The sequence below is a fragment of the Burkholderia anthina genome (assembly GCF_902498995.1).
In the GTDB taxonomy this organism is placed as follows: Bacteria; Pseudomonadota; Gammaproteobacteria; order Burkholderiales; family Burkholderiaceae; genus Burkholderia; species Burkholderia anthina.
Genome location: NZ_CABVLY010000001.1, coordinates 384,460 through 404,558, shown reverse-complemented (window position 1 = coordinate 404,558; position 20,099 = coordinate 384,460). Strand labels below are relative to the sequence as shown.

General features: G+C 67.2%; 19 protein-coding genes. 11 read left to right on the top strand and 8 right to left on the bottom strand.

Annotation, left to right across the window (positions count from 1 at the left end; all coding sequences use genetic code 11):
- Positions 1–16: 16 nt before the first annotated feature.
- Entirely contained in the window at positions 17–1,774 is a 1,758-nt protein-coding gene (locus tag BME24068_RS01880) for an ABC transporter permease (RefSeq protein ID WP_096502145.1), read from the bottom strand.
- Between the two features lie 492 nt (positions 1,775–2,266).
- On the opposite strand from BME24068_RS01880, the gene BME24068_RS01875 reads away from it, so the two are divergent.
- Positions 2,267–2,533 carry a double-stranded DNA-specific endonuclease gene (locus tag BME24068_RS01875; RefSeq protein ID WP_011885680.1) on the top strand — a complete coding sequence of 89 codons (267 nt, stop codon included), beginning with the start codon at positions 2,267–2,269 and terminating at the stop codon, positions 2,531–2,533.
- Positions 2,534–2,573: 40 nt separating this feature from the next.
- Here BME24068_RS01875 and BME24068_RS01870 read toward each other — a convergent pair whose 3' ends face one another.
- On the bottom strand, positions 2,574–3,890 hold the full coding sequence (locus BME24068_RS01870; RefSeq protein ID WP_096502147.1) for an ATP-binding protein: 1,317 nt from the start codon (positions 3,888–3,890) through the stop codon (positions 2,574–2,576).
- Positions 3,874–4,599: a response regulator gene (locus tag BME24068_RS01865; protein WP_009693256.1), complete on the bottom strand. Its 726-nt coding sequence runs from the start codon at positions 4,597–4,599 to the stop codon at positions 3,874–3,876. Before BME24068_RS01865 ends, BME24068_RS01870 begins: the two co-directional genes overlap by 17 nt.
- Before the next feature lie 226 nt (positions 4,600–4,825).
- On the opposite strand from BME24068_RS01865, the gene BME24068_RS01860 reads away from it, so the two are divergent.
- Positions 4,826–5,374, top strand: a complete 549-nt coding sequence (locus BME24068_RS01860; RefSeq protein WP_174924988.1) for a Spy/CpxP family protein refolding chaperone — start codon at positions 4,826–4,828, stop codon at positions 5,372–5,374.
- Positions 5,375–5,444: 70 nt separating this feature from the next.
- Here the strand turns inward: BME24068_RS01860 and BME24068_RS01855 are convergent, their stop codons facing one another.
- Entirely contained in the window at positions 5,445–6,143 is a 699-nt protein-coding gene (locus BME24068_RS01855; RefSeq protein WP_174924987.1) for a pirin family protein, read from the bottom strand.
- Between the two features lie 366 nt (positions 6,144–6,509).
- Between BME24068_RS01855 and BME24068_RS01850 the strand changes: the two genes are divergently transcribed.
- The 4 genes from BME24068_RS01850 to BME24068_RS01835 all read left to right on the top strand — a co-directional run bounded on the left by BME24068_RS01850 (position 6,510) and on the right by BME24068_RS01835 (position 9,711).
- Positions 6,510–7,286 (top strand): ABC transporter substrate-binding protein, encoded by a 777-nt coding sequence (locus tag BME24068_RS01850; protein ID WP_143331648.1) that lies wholly within the window; start codon positions 6,510–6,512, stop codon positions 7,284–7,286.
- Positions 7,287–7,513: 227 nt separating this feature from the next.
- Positions 7,514–8,203 (top strand): ABC transporter permease, encoded by a 690-nt coding sequence (locus tag BME24068_RS01845; RefSeq protein ID WP_096502155.1) that lies wholly within the window; start codon positions 7,514–7,516, stop codon positions 8,201–8,203.
- Positions 8,200–8,913 (top strand): ABC transporter permease, encoded by a 714-nt coding sequence (locus BME24068_RS01840; protein WP_096502157.1) that lies wholly within the window; start codon positions 8,200–8,202, stop codon positions 8,911–8,913. Before BME24068_RS01845 ends, BME24068_RS01840 begins: the two co-directional genes overlap by 4 nt.
- A gap of 18 nt (positions 8,914–8,931) precedes the next feature.
- The gene (locus BME24068_RS01835) at positions 8,932–9,711 is read left to right on the top strand and encodes an ABC transporter ATP-binding protein (protein ID WP_096502159.1); all 780 of its coding nucleotides are present in this window, start codon (positions 8,932–8,934) and stop codon (positions 9,709–9,711) included.
- 52 nt (positions 9,712–9,763) lie between these two features.
- On the opposite strand, the gene BME24068_RS01830 is transcribed toward BME24068_RS01835, so the two are convergent.
- Entirely contained in the window at positions 9,764–10,261 is a 498-nt protein-coding gene (locus tag BME24068_RS01830) for a GNAT family N-acetyltransferase (protein ID WP_174924986.1), read from the bottom strand.
- A gap of 89 nt (positions 10,262–10,350) precedes the next feature.
- Here BME24068_RS01830 and BME24068_RS01825 point away from each other — a divergent pair, with 89 nt between their 5' ends.
- Both BME24068_RS01825 and BME24068_RS01820 read left to right on the top strand, forming a co-directional pair.
- Entirely contained in the window at positions 10,351–11,322 is a 972-nt protein-coding gene (locus BME24068_RS01825) for a LysR family transcriptional regulator (protein ID WP_239007754.1), read from the top strand.
- Between the two features lie 572 nt (positions 11,323–11,894).
- A complete protein-coding gene (locus BME24068_RS01820; RefSeq protein WP_174924985.1) occupies positions 11,895–12,980 on the top strand; it encodes a porin in 1,086 nt (361 codons plus the stop codon).
- 138 nt (positions 12,981–13,118) lie between these two features.
- Here the strand turns inward: BME24068_RS01820 and BME24068_RS01815 are convergent, their stop codons facing one another.
- Both BME24068_RS01815 and BME24068_RS01810 read right to left on the bottom strand, forming a co-directional pair.
- A complete protein-coding gene (locus tag BME24068_RS01815; protein ID WP_006398637.1) occupies positions 13,119–13,457 on the bottom strand; it encodes a P-II family nitrogen regulator in 339 nt (112 codons plus the stop codon).
- An 80-nt stretch (positions 13,458–13,537) separates the two neighbouring features.
- Positions 13,538–15,280: an NAD+ synthase gene (locus BME24068_RS01810; RefSeq protein ID WP_174924984.1), complete on the bottom strand. Its 1,743-nt coding sequence runs from the start codon at positions 15,278–15,280 to the stop codon at positions 13,538–13,540.
- Between the two features lie 109 nt (positions 15,281–15,389).
- Between BME24068_RS01810 and BME24068_RS01805 the strand changes: the two genes are divergently transcribed.
- Both BME24068_RS01805 and BME24068_RS01800 read left to right on the top strand, forming a co-directional pair.
- Positions 15,390–16,568 (top strand): GNAT family N-acetyltransferase, encoded by a 1,179-nt coding sequence (locus BME24068_RS01805; RefSeq protein WP_174924983.1) that lies wholly within the window; start codon positions 15,390–15,392, stop codon positions 16,566–16,568.
- A gap of 307 nt (positions 16,569–16,875) precedes the next feature.
- Positions 16,876–17,703 carry a GIY-YIG nuclease family protein gene (locus BME24068_RS01800; RefSeq protein WP_174924982.1) on the top strand — a complete coding sequence of 276 codons (828 nt, stop codon included), beginning with the start codon at positions 16,876–16,878 and terminating at the stop codon, positions 17,701–17,703.
- A gap of 57 nt (positions 17,704–17,760) precedes the next feature.
- Here the strand turns inward: BME24068_RS01800 and ppa are convergent, their stop codons facing one another.
- On the bottom strand, positions 17,761–18,288 hold the full coding sequence (gene ppa / locus BME24068_RS01795) for an inorganic diphosphatase (protein ID WP_006753432.1): 528 nt from the start codon (positions 18,286–18,288) through the stop codon (positions 17,761–17,763).
- A gap of 332 nt (positions 18,289–18,620) precedes the next feature.
- On the opposite strand from ppa, the gene BME24068_RS01790 reads away from it, so the two are divergent.
- Positions 18,621–20,060 carry an aldehyde dehydrogenase family protein gene (locus BME24068_RS01790; protein ID WP_174924981.1) on the top strand — a complete coding sequence of 480 codons (1,440 nt, stop codon included), beginning with the start codon at positions 18,621–18,623 and terminating at the stop codon, positions 20,058–20,060.
- The last annotated feature ends 39 nt before the right edge of the window (positions 20,061–20,099 follow it).

Genomic DNA, 20,099 nt, shown 5'->3' with positions numbered 1-20,099 from the left:
TCGCTCTCAATCGGTCTCAGTCGAGCCGCAGCTTCGCTTCGGCGAAGGCATACAGCGGGCGCCACAGCAGGCGGTTGAACAGGGTGACGAACAGGGACATCACGGCGATGCCCAGGATGATCTTCGGGAAGTCGCCGGCGGCGGTGGTCTGCGCGATGTACGCGCCGAGGCCGTGCGCCTCGATCTTGGTGTTGCCCCACTGTACGGCTTCCGACACGATGCTCGCGTTCCACGCACCGCCCGATGCGGTGATCGCGCCCGTCACGTAGTACGGGAAGATGCCCGGCAGGATCGCTTGCCGCCACCACTGCCAGCCGCGGATGCGGAAGTTCGTCGCCGCTTCGCGATAGTCGTTCGGATAGGACGTCGCGCCGGCGATCACGTTGAACAGGATATACCACTGCGTGCCGAGCACGATCAGCGGCGACAGCCAGATGTCCGGGTTCAGATGGAAGCGCGCGATCACGATCACGAACGCCGGGAACAGCAGGTTGGCCGGGAACGCGGCGAGGAACTGCGCGAGCGGCTGCAGCTTTTCGGCCAGCTTCGGCCGCAGCCCGACCCACACGCCGATCGGCACCCAGATCACGGACGCGATCGCGATCAGCACGACCACGCGCAGCAGCGTGATGAGCCCGAGCACGAGCACGTGACCGACTTCGGCCATCGTCACGCCGGTCGAGACGAAGCTGATGACGCGCCACACGATATAGGCCGTGCCGATCAGCACGAGGATCGCCCACGCGATGTCGACCGTGCGCGAGGCCTTCTTCTCGACTTTCGGCAGCGAGAAGCGCATCGCACCCGACAGCGGCAGGCGCAGCGGGATTCGCGCGGCTTTCGCGAAGAACCAGCCGGCCGGCACGAGCAGCTGATGGATCAGGCGCGTGCGGCGCACGAGGTCGAGCAGCCAGGATTGCGGCGCATCGCCCGACGCGGTGTTCTCCATCCGGAACTTGTCGGCCCACGCGATCAGCGGGCGGAACAGGAACTGGTCGTACGCGAGGATCACGACGGTCATCGTGAGGATCACCCAGCCGATCGCGCCGAGATTCTTGTCCGAGATCGCCTGCGCGAGATACGCGCCGATGCCCGGCAGCGTGATGGTCTGGTTGCCGACGGTGATGGCCTCCGACGCAACGACGAAGAACCAGCCGCCCGACATCGACATCATCATGTTCCAGATCAGGCCCGGCATCGAGAACGGCACCTCGAGCTTCCAGAAACGCTGCCACGACGTCAGGTGGAAGCCGCGCGACACTTCGTCCAGGTCGCGCGGCACGGTGCGCAGCGACTGGTAGAAGCTGAACGTCATGTTCCACGCCTGGCTCGTGAAGATCGCGAAGATCGCCGCGAGCTCGGCACCGAGCACGCGGCTCGGGAACAGCGCGAGGAAGAACGTGACCGTAAACGAGATGAAGCCGAGCACCGGCACCGACTGCAGAATGTCGAGGATCGGGATCAGCACCATGCCCGCGCGCCGGCTTTTCGCGGCGAGCGTGCCGTAGACGAGCGTAAACACGAGCGACGCGATCATCGCGGCGAGCATCCGCAGCGTGGTGCGCAACGCGTATTCGGGCAGGTTCGACGGATCGAGCGAGATCTTCTGCGTCTGCAGCACGCCGATCGGCGCCATCGTTTCATGGAAACCGACGACCGCCATCGCGATCAGGCAGATGATCAGCGGAAACGCGATGAAATCCCACCGGTTCGGCAGGACGCGCCACGCAGACGCATTGGCGGTCCGGTTCGGATTGAAGAATCCGACGTCCATCAGGCGCCCTCCCCGGTAAGGCCGAACGAAGCCGGCAAACGATGTTGATTCATGGCAAAGCGCTCGGGCGCGGTAATTCGACGCGGTAATTCGATGGATTCACGATCTCACGCCGGCGCGACGCGCCGTGCGTGCAAGCTGCGCCCCGGCGGCCGAGTCGGGCCGCGACGGCACGACACTACACCAACCTGTATTTCAGCTACAACCGTCCGGGGACGGTGCGACGCGCGGCCCGCCGCACGGTTCGTGCCCGGCGCGCGGGCAGGCTGCGGCGCGCGGTGCGGAGCAATCCGGCCGCAGTCGGTCGGCCGGCATGCAGGCCCCGAATTATGCCGTGATCCGGGCCGGCCGTGAACCCGCCCGGCACACGCGAACGCAAACCATGCCGCACGTCAGCGGACGAATGCGGTGAAGCAGGTATGATCGGGGCTAGCCCTTAGAGTCTGCCGACAGACAGCCCCTAGGGATCGTTCGACCAGCGGGAGGAAGGGAATGGCAGGAAATTTGGTGATCGTCTGCCGCGATCAGGATGCCGACGCGTTCTACGAGCTGATGCAGGAATACGGGTCGTTCCAGACGCGGTTGTCGTCGACGGCGTGGTACCTGAACATGAACGTCGTGCCGGAATCGCTGCAGGAGGAAATCCTGGAGCGCCTCGGCCGCTATACGACCGTCTATATCTTCGAGGCCACGAGCGTGACCTACAACACCATCGACAGCAACGCCGCCGAGACGCTCGGCTCGCTGTTCGGCGAATGACGCCGCGCGGCGCCTGCCCGGCAGGCGCCGCATGCGCCGCTTACGCGGCCTGTGCGTGAAGTTCGTCCTTCGGCACCACGTCGAACGGGAACGTCATCGCCACGCGCAGGCCGCCCTCGGGACGGTTGCCGATCTCGCACGCCCCGCCCAGCCTGACGACCAGCCGCTCGACGATCGCGAGCCCGAGCCCGCTGTGGCCGTTCCCGCCGCGCGCGGGGTCGAGCCGCACGAACGGCCGCGTCGCGGCCGCGAGGTCGCGCGGCGCGATCCCGCCGCCGCTGTCGCTGACCGACAGGACATAGCCGGCCGACGTGCGCACCGTCTCGACGAGCACGGGCGGCGCGCCATATGCGTGCGCGTTGTCGAGCAGGTTCGACAGGATCCGGTCGAGCGTCGCGGTCGGCAGACGGAAGCCCGGATCGGCCGCGAGATGCGTCTGGACCGTCGGCGCATTCGGCGCGACCGCCCGATAGGTGCGCGCGATCCGCTCGCAGGTCTGGTCGACCGGCACGGGCTCGCTGCGGTCCGCCCCACCGTGCGCGAACACGAGGAACTGGTCGACGATGTGCGACATCGAGTCGACATCGCGCACGACGCCATCGCGCAAACGCGCGTCATCCATCATTTCCGCCCGCAGGCGCATCCGCGCGAGCGGCGTGCGCAGGTCGTGCGCGACGCCCGCCAGCATGACCGCGCGGTCGCTCTCGGCCTGCGACACCTGCTCCACCATCTGGTTGAAGCCGTGCGTGAGCTGGCGCAGCTCGCGCGGGCCGCGCTCGCGCAGCGGCGGCACCGGCTGGCCGCGGCCGAAGCGCGCGACGGCGCGCGCGAGCGAGCGCAGCGGCTGCTGAAGCTGCCACGCCGCGAACAGCGCGGCAATCACACCGGCCGAGAAAATCGTGCCGAGCCACAACAGCATCCGGTCGAGCGAGCGCGGCGGGCGCAACGGCTGCACCGGCACCACGATCCAGTTGCGGTCGGTCGGCTCCTTGACCCACAGCACCGGCGGATGGCCCGGCTGGCCAATCTCGACCTGGGTGCCCGCGGGCATTCGCTCGCTGACGTCGTCACGGAAACGCTTGAGCGGCGCCGGCATGTTCGAGTCGCCGCTCTTCGGCACGTCGGGGCTGCCCGGCGACACGAGCCGCACGCGCGACGGCAGCGGCTGATCGGGCGTGCGCTCGACGTGCTGGCGCACCGCGTCGACGAGGAACGCGGCCTCTTCGACCGCATAGCGCGTCTGCATCTGGCTGCGCTCGAGCCGCATCGCGAAAAACCACGCGAAATGCGACAGGAGCAGAACGCCGACGACCAGCAGCGCCAGCCGCCCGAACAGTGAATCAATGGGTTTGCGCATGGGCCTCGCCGTCGGGCACGAACACGTAGCCGCGCCCGCGGACCGTCTGGATGAAACGCGGCGTCGACGGATCCGTTTCCAGGATACGGCGCAGACGCCACACCTGGACGTCGATGCCGCGGTCGGTGCCGTCGTACTCGGGCCCGTGCAGCAGCTCGAGCAGCCGCTCGCGCGTGAGCGTGCGCAGCGCGTGGTTCACGAAGATCTTCAGCAGCGCGAATTCGCTGCTCGACAGGGTTGCGGGCTTGCCGTCGACCGACAGCGTGCGCGCCTGGAAGTCGAGCACGAAGCGGCCGAAGGCGAACGGCTCGCGCTGCTCGGGCGCCGCCGCCGACGGCGTCGCGCGGCGGCGGCGCAGCACGGCCTGCACGCGCGCCAGCAATTCGCGCGGGTTGAACGGCTTGCCGAGATAGTCGTCGGCGCCGAGCTCCAGCCCGACGATGCGGTCGACGTCGTCCGCACGGGCGGTCAGCATGATCACGGGGATGTCGTCGCCGGCCGCGCGCAACTGGCGCAGCGCGGTCAGGCCGTCGACGCCCGGCATCATCAGGTCCAGCACGATCAGGTCGGGCCGCTCGCGCTCGAGGCGCTTCTCGAGCGTCGCCGCGTCGTGCAGCACGGACACTTCCATCCCCTGGCGCACGAGATAGTCGCGCAGCAGGTCTCGGAGTTCTTGGTCGTCGTCGACGATGAGGATCTGGGTAGTCATGGCTTGAAGTTTACCGCGCGAGCGCGGGGTCAAAGAACGAAACAAAGGGACGAAAGGGTTACTGCGGGTTACGGCGCAAGGCAACTGTAATGCGCTGTAACCCGGCAGGCTTCCCGCGTAACACCCGCCGGGGTTTGCGCCGCTAACCTGCGTCTTACCGGATGCGGCACGCGGGCCACCCCGTGCACCGCATCGCCGGACCCTTTGAATACAAGGAGTTTCTGAAATGTATAAGAAGACTTCCCGTGTGGCCATCGCGGCCGCTACCGTGCTCGCTCTCGCATTCGGCACCGCGCAAGCCGCGCAGCCCAACACCATGCCCCCGCAGGGCGGCCCCGGCATGCATCACATGCACGGCCACGACGGCGGCCCGTTCGGCGTGATCATGAAGTTGCACGATCAGCTGAAGCTGAACGCGTCGCAGGAACAGCAATGGCAGACGGCCGTCAACACGATGAAGCAGAACCACGAGGCGATGCGCAAGAGCCACGAGCAGATGCGCGAGCAGTTCAAGGCTCAGCAGAACCAGCCGATCCTCGACCTGAGCGCGATGCACGCGGCCCGCCAGCAGGCCGAACAGCAGAATGCGCAGCTGCGCGAGCAGAGCTCGGCCGCGTGGCTCGCGTTCTACAACGGGCTGAACGACCAGCAGAAGACCACCGTCAGCACCGCGCTGAAGCAGCAGTTCGCGCGGATGGAGCAGCGCCACGAGAAGATGAAGGAGCGCTGGCAGCAGCACCGCGCGGCCAAGGCCGCATCGGCGCCGGCGCAGTAAGCCGGCAGGCCGCCCTCGCAGGCGGCACCGACGGGGACGCGGGCAGGGTGCCCGCGTCCCCGGTTTCATTTCAGGCGACGTCGAACAGCAGCACCTCGGCCGCCCGGCCGCGCGCGAACGCGACCGCGTCCACCCCGGCGATCCGCACGCCGTCACCCGTGCCCAGCGCGTGCCCGTTGACTTCCACGTCGCCGCGCGCCACGTGCACATAGGTACTGCGCCCGGCCCGCACGCCGAACGCCGCCTCCTCGTCCCCGTCGATCAGCCCCGCGAAGATCCGCGCGTCGGCGCGCATCGACAACGCGCCGTCGTCGCCGTCCGGCGACGCCACCAGCCGCAGCCGGCCACGCTTCTCGTCGTCGGCGAAGCGCCGTTCCGCGTAACCCGGCCGGCCGCCCCGCTCGGCCGGCTGCAGCCAGATCTGCAGCAGATGCAGCGCGCGGCGGCACGATGCGTTGGTCTCGCTGTGCACGAGTCCCGTGCCCGCGCTCATCCGCTGAATCCCGCCGGCCCGCACGATCGCGCCGTTGCCGAGGCTGTCGCGATGCGCGAGCGCGCCGTCCAGCACATAGGTGACGATTTCGAGGTCGCGGCGCGGCTGCATGCCGAAGCCGCGGGTCGGCGCGATCCGGTCCTCGCTCAGCACGCGCAGCGCACCGAACGGCGGATGCGCGGCCCCGGCGTGGCCGGCAAGCGGAAAGCTGTGGCTCGATTCGAGCCAGCCCTGGCGCGTGTGGCAGCGGTCGGCGGCGCGGCGGATCTGGAACATGGGGCGGGCACTCCGGCAGGCAGATGTTCTTTTTCGGGTTTACCTGCACTGTAGGGGCGGCCCGGCCACGCCACAATCCGCTTTCCGCGCACCGCATCGTTGCACTCACGAACCCAATCGGCGCAATACTCGTTGCGAATACCACGATTGCCGCAACGGCCGAATCAAAGAATCCACCGGTCGGCCGGATTGCCGTTTTCCGGGTATCGCGTTCGGGTAAAATACCGCCCTTTTGGCGTTCGCCCGTCCGGCGGGCGCCGTTGCCAGCGCGCCGAAACACGAATTTTGGCCGTCTAGAATACGCCGCGGCGCCCGGCCCGACCGGCCGCGAGCGCCCTCCCGGAAGTGAGCGACAAAAGGATGGAAATGAAGAAGGCCGCCCTGTGCGCCGCCCTCGCCCTCGTGGCGGGCAGCGCCTTCGCGAAGGAGTGGAAGACCGTGCGGATCGGCGTCGATGCCAGCTATCCGCCGTTCGAGTCGACCGCGCCGAGCGGCGAGATCGTCGGTTTCGACGTCGATCTCACCAAGGAAATCTGCAAGCGGATCAACGTGAAGTGCGTGTGGGTCTCGCAGGATCTCGACGGGATCATCCCCGCGTTGAAGGCGAAGAAGTACGACATCATCGTGTCGTCGCTGACCGTCACGGACAAGCGTCGCGAACAGATCGACTTCTCCGACAAGGTGTACGACGCACCGGCACGGATGATCGCAAAGACCGGCTCGCCGCTGCTGCCGACGGTCGCGTCGCTCAAGGGCAAGCGTGTCGGCGTCGAGCAGGGCTCGACGCAGGAATCGTACGCGAAGGCGTACTGGGAACCGCAGGGCGTGACGATCGTTCCATACCAGAACCAGGATCAGGTCTACGCCGATCTCGGCTCGGGCCGCCTCGACGCGACGCTGCAGGACGAACTGCAGGCCGACTACGGCTTCCTGCGCACGCCGCGCGGCAAGGGCTTCGCGTTCGCCGGGCCGGAAGTGAAGGATCCGAAGACGATCGGCGACGGCACCGCGATCGGCCTGCGCAAGGACGATACGGACCTGAAGCTCAAGATCAACAAGGCGCTGGCCGATATGCACAAGGACGGCACGTACGACCGGCTGTCGCACAAGTATTTCGCGTTCAGCGTCTACTCGGCCCGCTGAGCGCCGACAATGAAGGAGAACGGATGCGGGGGCAGCCCCGCGTCCGGGCAGTACAGGCAGTCAACCACGCGCCGCCCGCCCCCTCGCCCGCGCTCGCGCGACGGGCTTGCCCGGCACCGTTGCCGGGGCGGACGGCATGATACGCACGGGGCGTTCCGCGCAGCTTGGCGGGCGCGTATTTCGCGGCGCACCGCGTGCGCCCTCAGGGACCACACCAGGGACCACACATGTTTCTACAAGGTTACGGCCCGCTGATCCTCGCAGGCACCTGGCAAACCGTCAAACTGGCGGTGCTTTCGCTCGCGCTTTCGTTCCTGCTGGGGCTGCTCGGCGCGGGCGCGAAGCTGTCGCGCAACCGCTTCACGAACGGCGCCGGCACCGTCTACACGACGCTGATCCGCGGCGTGCCCGACCTCGTGCTGATGCTGCTGCTGTTCTACAGCCTGCAGATCTGGCTGAACATGGCGACCGACGCGCTCGGCTGGGATCAGATCGACATCGACCCGTTCCTCGCCGGCGTGCTCGTGCTCGGCTTCATCTACGGCGCGTACTTCACCGAGACCTTCCGCGGCGCATTCCTGTCGGTGCCGCGCGGCCAGCTCGAGGCCGGCAGCGCGTACGGGATGACCAGCTGGCAGGTGTTCACGCGGATCATGTTCCCGCAGATGATGCGCTTCGCGCTGCCCGGCATCGGCAACAACTGGCAGGTGCTCGTGAAGTCGACCGCGCTCGTGTCGATCATCGGCCTCGCGGACGTCGTGAAGGCGTCGCAGGACGCCGGCAAGGGCACGCTGCGGTTCTTCTTCTTCACGCTGATCGCCGGTGCGGTCTACCTCGCCATCACCACGATCTCGAACTTCGTGCTGATGTGGCTCGAAAAGCGCTACTCGACCGGTGTCCGCAAGGCTGACCTATGATCGAACTCATCCAAGAATACTGGCGCAACTATCTGTACACCGACGGTTTCCGGATCACCGGTGTCGCGATCACGCTGTGGCTGCTGGTCGTGTCGATCGGCCTCGGCTTCTGCCTGTCGGTGCCGCTCGCGGTGGCCCGCGTGTCGAAGAAGAAGTGGCTGTCGGGCGCGGTGTGGCTCTACACGTACGTGTTCCGCGGCACGCCGCTCTACGTGCAGCTGCTGCTCTGCTACACGGGCCTCTACAGCCTGCAGTTCGTGCGTGGCACGCCGCTGCTCGACTCGTTCTTCCGCGACGGGATGCACTGCACGCTGCTCGCGTTCACGCTGAACACCTGCGCGTACACCACCGAAATCTTCGCCGGCGCGATCAAGTCGACGTCGTACGGCGAGATCGAGGCCGCGCGCGCGTACGGGATGTCGACGTTCACGATGTATCGCCGCGTGATCCTGCCGTCCGCGCTGCGCCGCTCGCTGCCGCTCTACAGCAACGAAGTGATCCTGATGCTGCACGCAACCACGGTGGCCTTCACCGCGACCGTGCCGGACATCCTGAAGATCGCCCGCGACGTGAACTCGGCGACCTACATGTCGTTCCATGCATTCGGCATCGCCGCCCTGCTCTATCTCGTGATCTCGTTTACGCTCGTGTGGCTGTTCCGCCAGGCCGAGCGTCGCTGGCTCGCGTATCTGCGCCCGCAAGGCAAGTAAGTTTTCGCAGGACTATTGATGAATTCCCAGACCCAGAAGCTTTTCGTCGACGATCTGCACAAGCGGTACGGCGACAACGAGGTACTCAAAGGCGTGTCGCTGAAGGCGAACTCGGGCGACGTGATCAGCGTGATCGGCTCGTCCGGTTCCGGCAAGAGCACGATGCTGCGCTGTATCAATTTCCTCGAGCAGCCGAACGCGGGCCGCATCGTCGTCGACGGCGAGGAAGTGCGTACCACGAAGGACAAGACGGGCGCGCTGCGCGCCGCCGATCCGAAGCAGCTGCAGCGCGTGCGCACCAAGCTGTCGATGGTGTTCCAGCACTTCAATCTCTGGTCGCACATGAACGTGATCGAGAACGTGATGGAAGCGCCGGTGAACGTGCTTGGCATCCCGAAGAAGGAAGCCGAGGATCGTGCGCGCGAATATCTCGAGAAGGTCGGCCTCGCGCCGCGCGTCGAGAAGCAGTATCCGTCGCACCTGTCGGGCGGCCAGCAACAGCGCGTGGCGATCGCGCGCGCGCTGGCGATGCATCCCGACGTGATGCTGTTCGACGAGCCGACGTCGGCGCTCGATCCCGAACTGGTCGGCGAAGTGCTGAAGGTGATGCAAAAGCTCGCCGAGGAAGGCCGCACGATGATCGTCGTCACGCACGAGATGGGCTTCGCGCGCAACGTGTCGAATCACGTGATGTTCCTGCACCAGGGGCGCGTCGAGGAAGAAGGCGTGCCGTCGGAGGTGTTCGCCAACCCGAAGAGCGAGCGCCTGCGCGGGTTCCTGTCGGGCAGCCTCAAGTAAACGCACGCATCGCGATACGCAAAACGGGCGCCGGGCGGCGCCCGTTTTGCGTTTACGCGGCGTCGACCGGCGTGCCGCCGGCGAACGTGCGCAGCGCGTCGCCCGCGAGCCGGTAGCGCACCCACTCGTCCTGCGGCGCGGCGCCGACGCTTTCATAGAAGCGGATCGCCGGCTCGTTCCAGTCGAGCACGCTCCATTCGAAACGCCCGCAGCCCGTATCCACCGCGATCCGCGCGAGCGCCTTCAGCAGCCGCAGCCCGGCGCCCGCGCCGCGAAAGCGCGGCGATACGTACAGATCCTCGAGATACAGCCCCTGGCGGGCGAGCCACGTCGAGTACGAGAAGAAATACACGGCGAAGCCGGCCGGCTCGCCGTCGACCTCGCAGATCAGCGCGCGCGCCGGCGAGCCTTCGCCGAACAGGCTGTGCTCGAGCGACGCGGGCGTCGCGACCACCTCATGCTCGGCCTTCTCGTAGATGGCCAGCTCGGTGATGAAACGCAGGATTTGCGGCACGTCGGCGACGGTGGCGGGACGGATATCGATTTGCACGGTGTGAGCCCTCCTTCGGCTCTGGCTGGAAACGGGATGCGACGCCCGCGCAATCGCGCTGGCGCAGGTCAGACCGACATGCTACGTTCATGGCGCTACTGCAGGAAGTGCAGTTTCTTCATCAGAACACGAAAACCATGCATCCCGATCTGCGCCGCCTCGACCTGAACCTGCTGCTCGCCTTCGACGCGCTGTACCGTCACCGGTCGGTCGCCGCTGCCGCGCACGAGCTGGCGATGAGTCCGTCCGCGCTGAGCCATGCGCTCGCACGGCTGCGCGACGCGATCGGCGATGCGCTGTTCGTGCGGCTCGGCAACGAAATGCAGCCGACCGTGCGCGCGGACGACATCGCCACGTGGGCCGGCGACGCGCTCGACACGATGTCAAAGGGGCTCGCCCGCGCGCGCCGCTTCGATCCCGCACAAAGCGACCGCACGTTCGTGTTCGCCGCGAGCGACTACACGGCGTTCGCGGTGCTGCCGGCGTTCCTCGCGCGCATCGAACGCATCGCGCCGCGCCTGCACATCAGGGTCGTCCATTCCGAGCGCAAGATAGCCGTCGACGAGCTCGCGGCCGGCCGCATCGATTTCGCGCTCGGCTATCACGAGGAATCGACGGCCGACGCGCCGGGTATCGAGGATTTCGACTGGTTCTCGGACGACTACGTGGTCATCGCGAGCGCCCGGCATCCGGACATTCACCGGCGGCTGACGCTCGATCAGTATCTCGCGGCCCGCCACGCGGTCGTCACGCCGTGGAACGAGTCGCGCGGCGTCGTCGACTACGTGCTCGACCGGCTCGGCGTCGAGCGGCAGGTGGCCGTGCAGTTGCCGAGCGTGCTGGCCGCGCCGTTCGTGATCGCGGAATCGTCGCTGCTGATGACCGTACCGAACCGCGCCGCGCAGGCACTGCGCCACGCGGCGCCGATCCGCATCTTCCCCGCGCCGTTCGAGATCCCCCGCTACACGGTGAAGGTCTATTCGCACGCGAAGCACGCGCGCACCGATGCGCATCGCTGGATTCGCGCGCAGCTGCTCGACGCGCGTCCGGCACCCGGTTAATCTGGACGCGCTGCCCGGCCGGCGGCGTGCCGCTGCCTGCCGGGCGTTTCGGGCACCGTGCGGCGACGCCGGGCCGCCTTCAATTTATTACGAAATACTTACCAATTTCATCTCTCCGGCACCTACGCCGGTGCCCCGCCGACGTCAATAGTGGCAATCCTTGACCCACGGCCACCGAATCCATGTCTCCCTTGTCTGACAAGGGTTTTCCGGTAATCGACGGGCCCGGCGGCCTCCTCCGCCCCCTCTGTTGCATGGCAATTTGGCGACAGGTGTTAGTCAAACAACGATTTCCATCGCCACAAAATTGTATTTTTGCTAAATTAGTAACCAAAGTAGCAAAACGAAGTTCGTGAAATGTAGTTTAGCTTCACGACACTACAAGGAGACCCCGCAAGCCGACCCGGCTGCGCGGGACCGCTCAACGGTTTTCCGTCCGCTTGCCCGCGTGCCGCGCTTACCGGCCCTGCACGAGGTCTCCCTGGTTATCCCGCTTTTCGCTTTTGCCCGGCGTTCGTCGCGCCGGGCATCTCGTGCAGTCTGGGTTGACTTTTTGACAGGGTATGGAGGAGATGATGAAGAAAGCTTTGGTCGCGGCCGCGCTGATGGCTGCCGGGGTGGTGACGGCGCACGCGCAGAGCAGCGTCACGCTGTATGGCCGCCTGGATGCGGGCCTCGAGTACATGAACGGCCTGCAGAACGGCCATCAATTCCGCGCGGAAAGCGGCGACTGGGGCACGAGCCTGTGGGGCTTGAAGGGCACCGAGGATATCGGCGGCGGCAACAAGATCCTGTTCCACCTCGAAGGCGCGTTCAACACGATGAACGGCGGCCTCGGCTCGAGCGGCACGATCTGGGATCGTTACGCGACGGTCGGGATCTCGAACGATCGCTACGGTACGCTGCTGCTGGGTCGCGAACTCGCGATCGCCAACGGCGTGTGGGACTTCGACCCGTTCGGCCAGTCGAACTGGTCGACCGCGTCGCTCGTGCGCGGCCGTAACTGGAACAAGACCAGCAACAACGTGTCGTACCAGTCGCCGTCGCTCTACGGCCTCGACTTCTACGGCCAGTTCGCGTTCTCGAACTCGACGAGCTTCAACGGCAACACGACGGCCGGCCAGCCGGGTCGTGCAGCCGGTGCGCAGATCACGTACACGAACTCGCTGTTCCAGTTGCGCGGCATCTACGACGAAACGCGCGACAGCAACGGCCGCTTCTCGGACGTGTTCAACTACTCGCGCGAATACTTCGCGGGCGTGAACGTGTTCCTCGGCCAGTTCAAGCTGCAGGCGGCCTACCAGGCATCGCGCGCGGACGGCAGCGGCGGCCCGGCAGTCAACGCCGGCGTGACGGGCACCCAGCAGGTGTGGGGCGGCGTGACGTGGCAGGCAACGCCGGCGGCAGCGCTGATCGCGGCCGTGTATCACGTGAATGCGAACCACGGCGGCGGCAACGCGAACATCTATACGGTCGGCGGTTCGTACAACATCTCGAAGCGCACGCTGTTCGACCTGCAGGTCGCAACCGTGCGCAACAGCTCGACGGCCAACTTCGGCCTGAACGCGAACGGCGCGGGCACGGCCGTGACGACGGGCAACCCGAACCCGGGCGGCAGCCAGACCGGCGTCTACGCCGGCATCCAGCACCTGTTCTGATCAGGGCCGTTCAAGGAACGATTCGACAACACTTTCCACGCTGCTGCGAGAGGCGCGTATCGGTGCGGTACCCAACCGGGTATCGCACCGTTTTTTATTGGCGGGCCGGTTTTGCGCAGCCCTTGCCGGATGCGGCGCTCAGACCGCCGCTTCGTTCTCTTCGCCGGTGCGGATGCGGATCACGCGCTCGACGTCCGACACGAAGATCTTGCCGTCGCCGATCTTGCCCGTGCGCGCCGCGCCGATCACCGCATCGATCACCTGGTCGACCTGCGCTTCCGCGACGACCACCTCGATCTTCATCTTCGGCAGGAAGTCGACGACGTACTCGGCGCCGCGATACAGCTCGGTGTGCCCTTTCTGGCGGCCGAAGCCCTTCACTTCCGTCACGGTCAGGCCGGTGAGGCCGACTTCGGCGAGCGCTTCACGGACTTCGTCCAGCTTGAACGGCTTGATGATGGCGGTGATGCGTTTCATGATGGTTGTCCCTCAATGCTCGTTTGGATGAAAAATCGCGATCCCGATTGTAAGCCGTAAGCCGGTCAGCGGCGTGCGGCTCAGTCGAGACGTTCGGTAAAGCGCGACGTGACCGGATAACGCCAGTCGCGCCCGAAGGCGCGGTGCGTGACGCGAATGCCGATCGGCGCCTGACGGCGCTTGTATTCGTTGACCTTGATGAGCCGCGTCACGCGCGCGACGTCGGCCTCCGCATAGCCGGCCGCGACGATTTCCGCGAGCGGCCGGTCCTCTTCCATGTACATCCGCATGATCGCGTCGAGCACGTCGTACGGCGGCAGGCTGTCCTGGTCCGTCTGGTTCTCGCGCAGCTCGGCCGACGGCGCGCGCGTCAGGATCCGTTCGGGAATCACGTCGCGCGGCCCGAAGTCGGCGCTCGCGTTGCGATAGCGGCAGAGCCGGTAGACCAGCGTTTTCGCGATGTCCTTGATCACCGCAAAACCGCCGGCCATGTCGCCGTACAGCGTGCAGTAGCCGACCGCCATCTCGCTCTTGTTGCCGGTCGTCAGCACGATCGAGCCGAACTTGTTCGACAGCGCCATCAGCAGCGTGCCGCGGATGCGCGCCTGGATGTTCTCTTCCGTCGCGTCTTCCGCGCGGCCCGCGAATTCGTTCGCGAGCGCCGCGCGAAACGCATCGAACATCGGCGCGATCGCGATCTCGTCGTAGCGCACGCCGACGCGCCGCGCCATCTCCGCCGCATCGGTGGTCGAGATGCCGGCCGTATAGCGCGACGGCATCATCACCGCGCGCACGCGCTCGGGCCCGAGCGCGTCGCATGCGATGGCGAGCACCAGCGCCGAATCGACGCCGCCCGACAGCCCGATCAGCGCGCCGGGAAAACCATTCTTGCCGATGTAGTCGCGCACGCCGGTCACGAGCGCGCGATAGACCTGCGCATCGACCGGCAGATCGGGCGCGATCGCGCCGGACAGCGGCCGCGGGCCGTCGAATTCGACGATCGCATGCCCTTCGTCGAACTGCGGCATCTTCGCGACGAGCGCGCCCTGCGCGTCGAGCACGAACGAGCCGCCGTCGAACACGAGTTCGTCCTGGCCGCCGACGAGGTTCACGTACACCATCGGCAGCCCGGTCTCGCGAATCCGCGCGCGCAGGATGTCGATGCGCAGCGCTTCCTTGTCCATGTGATACGGCGAACCGTTCGGGATCAGCAGCACCTGCGCGCCGGCCGCCTTCGCGATCTGCGCGGCCGACGCATGCCACGCGTCCTCGCAGATGATCACGCCGTATCTGACGCCGTTCAGCTCGAACACGAACGGCTCGGTGTCCGTCGCGAAATAGCGTTTCTCGTCGAACACGTCGGCGTTCGGCAGATCCTGCTTGCGATAGGTGCCGACGATCTCGCCGCCGACGATCAGCGACACCGCGTTGTAGGTGTCGGTCGGCGGCACGCCGCGCTCGATCGGACAGTTTGCATTACCATCGACGGCTGGCGCGCGCGCATCGTCGCCGGCGCGGCTGCCCGCACCGCTGCCCGGCCCCCTGCCCGGACCGCGCAACGGATGGCCGACCAGCACCGCGAGCCCGTCGAACGCGCGCAGCGCATCGGCGAGCGTATCGAGCGCGGCGGCCGCCGCCGCGTAGAACGCCGGCCGCAGCAGCAAGTCCTCCGGCGGATAGCCGGACACCGCGAGTTCGGGGGCGACCATCAGTTGCGCACCATCGTTGTGCGCGGCGCGCGCGGCCGCGACGATCCGCGCGACGTTGCCGGCGAAGTCGCCGACGGTGACGTTGATCTGGGCGAGAGCGAGTCGGGTCTTCATGACGGGATCGGCGCAGCCCGGCGGCGCGCCCTGAATGGCTGACGAAATCGTCCCGGACGCGGGCCACGGCGGCACGCATCCGGCGGCATCCAACAGTACGGATTCACGCTTGAAACACGAACGCATCGATTATCGCACGGGCATCCTGTCGTCCCCCTCGGAGGTTCCGGCCGACGAATGGAACGCGCTGCTCGAGTGCGACGCGCAGCCGACACCGTTCCTGCGCCACGAATTCCTCGACGCGCTGCACGTCGCGCGCTGCGCGGTCGACGACACCGGCTGGTCGCCGCATTTCGTCACGCTGACCGACGCGCGCACGGGGCGGCTCGCGGCCGCCGCGCCCGTCTATGCGAAGCAGCATTCGTATGGCGAATACGTGTTCGACTGGGCATGGGCCGACGCGTACCAGCGCAACGGGCTGTCCTACTACCCGAAGCTGCTGTGCGCGGTGCCGTTCACGCCGGTCCAGGGCACCCGCCTCCTCGCCGCCGACGACGATGCGCGCCGCCGGCTCGCGGCCACGCTGCTCGCGTTCGCGGAGCAGAGCGACGTGTCGTCGCTGCACGTGCTGTTCCCGACCGGCGACGAGGCGCAACTGTTCGAATCGATGGGGATGATGCTGCGCGAAGGCGTGCAGTTTCACTGGATCAACGACGGCTACCGCAATTTCGACGACTTCCTCGGCACGCTCGAGCAGAAAAAACGCAAGAACATCCGCGCGGAACGCCGCAAGGTGCACGATGCGGGCGTGACGTTCCGCCGGCTCACCGGCGACATGATCACCGATGCCGACTGGCGCTTCTTCTCGCGCTGCTACCGGCAGACCTACCGCGAACACTATTCGAGCCCGTACCTGAATCTCGACTTCTTCCGCGCGATCGGCGCGACGATGCCCGAGAACCTGCTGCTCGTGATCGCGCAGGCCGACGGCAAGCCGATCGCGAGTTCGCTCGCCGTCTACCGGCGCGGCGCGAACGGCGGCGGCACGCTATACGGCCGCTACTGGGGCGCGCTCGAGCACGTGCCCTGCCTGCATTTCGAAACGGCCTACTACCAGTTGCTCGAGTTCTGCATCGAGGCCGGGCTCGACACGTTCGAGGGCGGCGCGCAGGGCGAACACAAGCTCGCGCGCGGCTTCCTGCCGACCGTCACGCACTCCGCGCACTGGCTCGCGCACCCGGCATTCTCGGATGCCGTCGCGCGCTTTCTCGAACGCGAGACCGAGCATATTCACGCATACGTCGACGAGTTGCGCGAACACGATCCGTTCCGGCGCAGCGCGGAGTAGCCGCCATGCACCGGCGGCCGCTGCGCCATTCGGCTCGCGCCGCATCGCGCACGCTACGATGCGTCGCGGTTCGCGGCGAGATTCGCTGAAAGGCGCCTGCAACCGTGTGCGCTCCAAAGCCGAAACCGTTCATGCGCCTGCACGGGGTTGCGAGCCGCATGCGTCGCCGCGCGCACCGTCATCCCGGCCGATGATCGAGGCCCGCACGCGCCCCCGCCGCGCCGGTCGATATGCTGCTGCCGCAAAATCCGGCGGCTCGCCCGATCTTTTCTGAGACACTGGCGGCTTCGCATCCCGCCGCTCCTCCATGTCCTGGTTTCTGTATCTGATCGAATGCGCCGACGACAGCGTCTACACGGGCATCACGACCGACGTCGCCGCGCGCTTCGACGAGCACGCGTCCGGCAAGGGCGCGCGCTACACGCGCTCGCGCAAGCCGCGTGCGGTGCTCGCGTCGTTCCCGCTGCCCGACCGGTCGATCGCATCGCGCGCGGAGTACTGGGTGAAGCGGCTCACGGCCGCGCAGAAACGCGAACTCGCCGCAGGAATCCGGACGCTCGGGTCGGTGTTGCCGGCCGGGATGTCGATCGACGGGCACGTCGATGCGGCCGTTGTGGCGGCCAGCACGCGCGGGCGGAAGAAGGCGGATGCGAAGAACGCCGGCGAGGCGGCGGAATCGGCTGAAACCGGGAAGGTCTCGAAGAAGACGGCGAAGGCCGAAAAACCGGCGAAGGCCGTGCAAACCGGAAAGACACCAAAGAAGGCAAAGGCCGCACCCGCTGCGAAGCGGGCGAAAACCGGCGACGATGCGCCGACGAAAAAGACCTCGACGCGCGGCACGCCGGACAAAGCGGACAAAGCAGCTAAATCCGGGAAGCCGATCAAACCGGCCGCGAAATCGTCATCCGCCGGGAAAGCATCCGGCGGCAAGCCCGCCACCAACGGACGCGACGACACGGCTCGCGCACCGGCGCGCAGCCGTGCGTCGACAGCGAAGGCCTCCGCCCCCGCAGCCACGCCGCGCCGCGCGACCCCGGCAAAACGTGCGAAGGATGCCCCGCCTCCCGCCGCCGCGCCCGCTGCCGTGCACAAGAAGCGCCCCGCGCGCAAAAAACAAAACCGCGCGGCCTCCTGAGGAGACACGCGCGGTTTGCGTGGCGGGCGAACCGGCCGTCGGGCCGGCAAGCCGGCCTTACTTCTTGTAGTTCGCGGCGCCGTCGGTGATTTCCTTGTGCGCGGCATCGATGCCGGCCCAGCCTTCGACCTTCACCCACTTGCCCTTCTCGAGCGCCTTGTATTGCTCGAAGAAGTGCTTGATCTGGTCCTTCAGGTACTCGGGCACGTCGTCGATCGACTTCAGGTTGGCCGTCATCGGGCAGACCTTGTCGTGCGGCACCGCGACCAGCTTCGCGTCGACGCCCGATTCGTCGGTCATCTGCAGCATGCCGAGCACGCGCGAGCGCACGATCGAACCGGCCAGCAGCGGGAACGGCGTGATCACCAGCACGTCGACCGGATCGCCGTCGCCCGACAGCGTCTGCGGGATGTAGCCGTAGTTCACCGGGTAACGCATGCCGGTACCGATGAAGCGATCGACGACGAGGAGACCCAGCTCCTTGTCCGCCTCGTACTTCACCGGGTCGCTTTGCGCCGGGATCTCGATGATCACGTTGAAATCGTGCGGCAGGTCCTTGCCGGCCGGAACATGGTTGAAGCTCATGAGCGCTCTCTGTTGGTCGATGGAATTCGGGACAGGGCGCCGCGGCCGATACACCGCCGCGGGCGTCCCCGCAAGGAATGCGCCATTATAGCCAATCGACCGGTGGCGTCCGGATGACGATCGGCGCGATAATCGTTCCCGATGTCCGGCCATTCGACCACTGGCCCCGTTGTACGTCGAGCGCAAGGCATGGAATCCAGGTAAGCGCTAAAGCGCCGACTCGGGCCGACCGCCGTGGGGATGGAGTAAGCGCTGAAGCGCCGACTCCATCCAGCCACGCCATGGGACCCGAGTAAGCGCTGAAGCGCTAACTCGGGTCGACAGGAGAACGCATGGAAGAAGCGAAGCACTTCATCGCGGGCGAATGGACGTTGCCCGCGCAACTGGAAACGATCCCCGTCGTCGATCCCTCCGACGGCCAGCCGTTTGCGACGATCGCGCGCGGCACGGCACCCGACATCGAGCGCGCGGTCGCCGCGGCCCGCGACGCGTTCGCGGGCCCGTGGGGCGCGACGAGCGCCGCCGAACGCGGCCGCGTGCTGATGCGGCTGTCCGCACGCGTCGCCGACCACCTCGAGGAACTCGCCGCGATCGAGGCGCGCGACACCGGCAAGCCGCTGAAGCAGGCACGCGCCGACGCGGCCGCGCTCGCGCGCTACTTCGAGTTCTATGCGGGCGCCGCCGACAAACTCCACGGCGAAACGCTGCCCTATCACGCGGGCTACACGGTGCTCACCGTGCGCGAGCCGCACGGCGTCACCGGCCACATCGTGCCGTGGAACTACCCGATGCAGATCTTCGGGCGCAGCGTCGGCGCGGCGCTCGCGGCCGGCAACGCGTGCGTCGTGAAGCCGGCCGAGGACGCATGCCTGTCGGTGCTGCGCGTCGCCGAGCTGGCCGCCGAAGCCGGGTTGCCGGCCGGCGCGCTGAACGTCGTCACCGGCTACGGCCATGAAGCCGGCGCCGCGCTCGCGCGCCACCCCGGCATCGACCACATCTCGTTTACCGGCTCGCCCGCGACCGGCAAGCTGGTCGCACAGATGGCCGCCGAAAACCACGTCCCCGTCACGCTCGAACTCGGCGGCAAGTCGCCGCAGATCGTGTTCGCCGACGCCGATCTCGAAGCGGCGCTGCCCGTGCTGGTATCGGCGATCGTGCAGAACGGCGGGCAGACCTGCTCGGCCGGCAGCCGCGTGCTGATCGAGCGCGCGATCTACGAGCCGCTCGTCGAACGGCTCGCGACCGCATTCAACGGGCTGCGGGTCGGCCCGAGCCGCGCCGACCTCGACTGCGGCCCGCTGATCAACGCGAAGCAGCAGCAGCGCGTGTGGGACTTCCTGTCCGATGCGCAGCACGACGGCATTCCGATGGCCGCGCACGGCCAGGTCGTCGCCGACGCGCCCGAAAGCGGCTTCTACCAGGCACCCGCGCTGTTGCGCGACGTGCCGTCGTCGCACCGGCTCGCGCAGGAAGAAGTATTCGGCCCGGTGCTCGCCGCGATGCGCTTCGCCGACGAAGACGAAGCGGTCGCGCTCGCGAACGGCACGCCGTACGGCCTCGTCGCGGGCATCTGGACGCGCGACGGTGCGCGCCAGATGCGTCTCGCGCGGCGGCTGCGCGCGGGCCAGGTGTTCGTCAACAACTACGGTGCAGGCGGCGGCGTCGAATTGCCGTTCGGCGGCGTCGGCCACTCGGGGCACGGCCGCGAGAAAGGCTTCGAGGCGCTGTACGGCTTCACCACGCTGAAGACGATCGCGATCCGGCACGGCTGAACACAACCGGCAACGACCGGCACACCATGCACTCATCCA

Coding starts and splice junctions, on each gene's coding strand:
- BME24068_RS01880 (WP_096502145.1), bottom strand. CDS start 1,774: ATGGACGTCGGATTCTTCAATCCGAACCGGACCGCCAATGCGTCTGCG.
- BME24068_RS01875 (WP_011885680.1), top strand. CDS start 2,267: ATGGCAGGAAATTTGGTGATCGTCTGCCGCGATCAGGATGCCGACGCG.
- BME24068_RS01870 (WP_096502147.1), bottom strand. CDS start 3,890: ATGCGCAAACCCATTGATTCACTGTTCGGGCGGCTGGCGCTGCTGGTC.
- BME24068_RS01865 (WP_009693256.1), bottom strand. CDS start 4,599: ATGACTACCCAGATCCTCATCGTCGACGACGACCAAGAACTCCGAGAC.
- BME24068_RS01860 (WP_174924988.1), top strand. CDS start 4,826: ATGTATAAGAAGACTTCCCGTGTGGCCATCGCGGCCGCTACCGTGCTC.
- BME24068_RS01855 (WP_174924987.1), bottom strand. CDS start 6,143: ATGTTCCAGATCCGCCGCGCCGCCGACCGCTGCCACACGCGCCAGGGC.
- BME24068_RS01850 (WP_143331648.1), top strand. CDS start 6,510: ATGAAGAAGGCCGCCCTGTGCGCCGCCCTCGCCCTCGTGGCGGGCAGC.
- BME24068_RS01845 (WP_096502155.1), top strand. CDS start 7,514: ATGTTTCTACAAGGTTACGGCCCGCTGATCCTCGCAGGCACCTGGCAA.
- BME24068_RS01840 (WP_096502157.1), top strand. CDS start 8,200: ATGATCGAACTCATCCAAGAATACTGGCGCAACTATCTGTACACCGAC.
- BME24068_RS01835 (WP_096502159.1), top strand. CDS start 8,932: ATGAATTCCCAGACCCAGAAGCTTTTCGTCGACGATCTGCACAAGCGG.
- BME24068_RS01825 (WP_239007754.1), top strand. CDS start 10,351: ATGGCGCTACTGCAGGAAGTGCAGTTTCTTCATCAGAACACGAAAACC.
- BME24068_RS01820 (WP_174924985.1), top strand. CDS start 11,895: ATGATGAAGAAAGCTTTGGTCGCGGCCGCGCTGATGGCTGCCGGGGTG.
- BME24068_RS01815 (WP_006398637.1), bottom strand. CDS start 13,457: ATGAAACGCATCACCGCCATCATCAAGCCGTTCAAGCTGGACGAAGTC.
- BME24068_RS01810 (WP_174924984.1), bottom strand. CDS start 15,280: ATGAAGACCCGACTCGCTCTCGCCCAGATCAACGTCACCGTCGGCGAC.
- BME24068_RS01800 (WP_174924982.1), top strand. CDS start 16,876: ATGTCCTGGTTTCTGTATCTGATCGAATGCGCCGACGACAGCGTCTAC.
- ppa (WP_006753432.1), bottom strand. CDS start 18,288: ATGAGCTTCAACCATGTTCCGGCCGGCAAGGACCTGCCGCACGATTTC.
- BME24068_RS01790 (WP_174924981.1), top strand. CDS start 18,621: ATGGAAGAAGCGAAGCACTTCATCGCGGGCGAATGGACGTTGCCCGCG.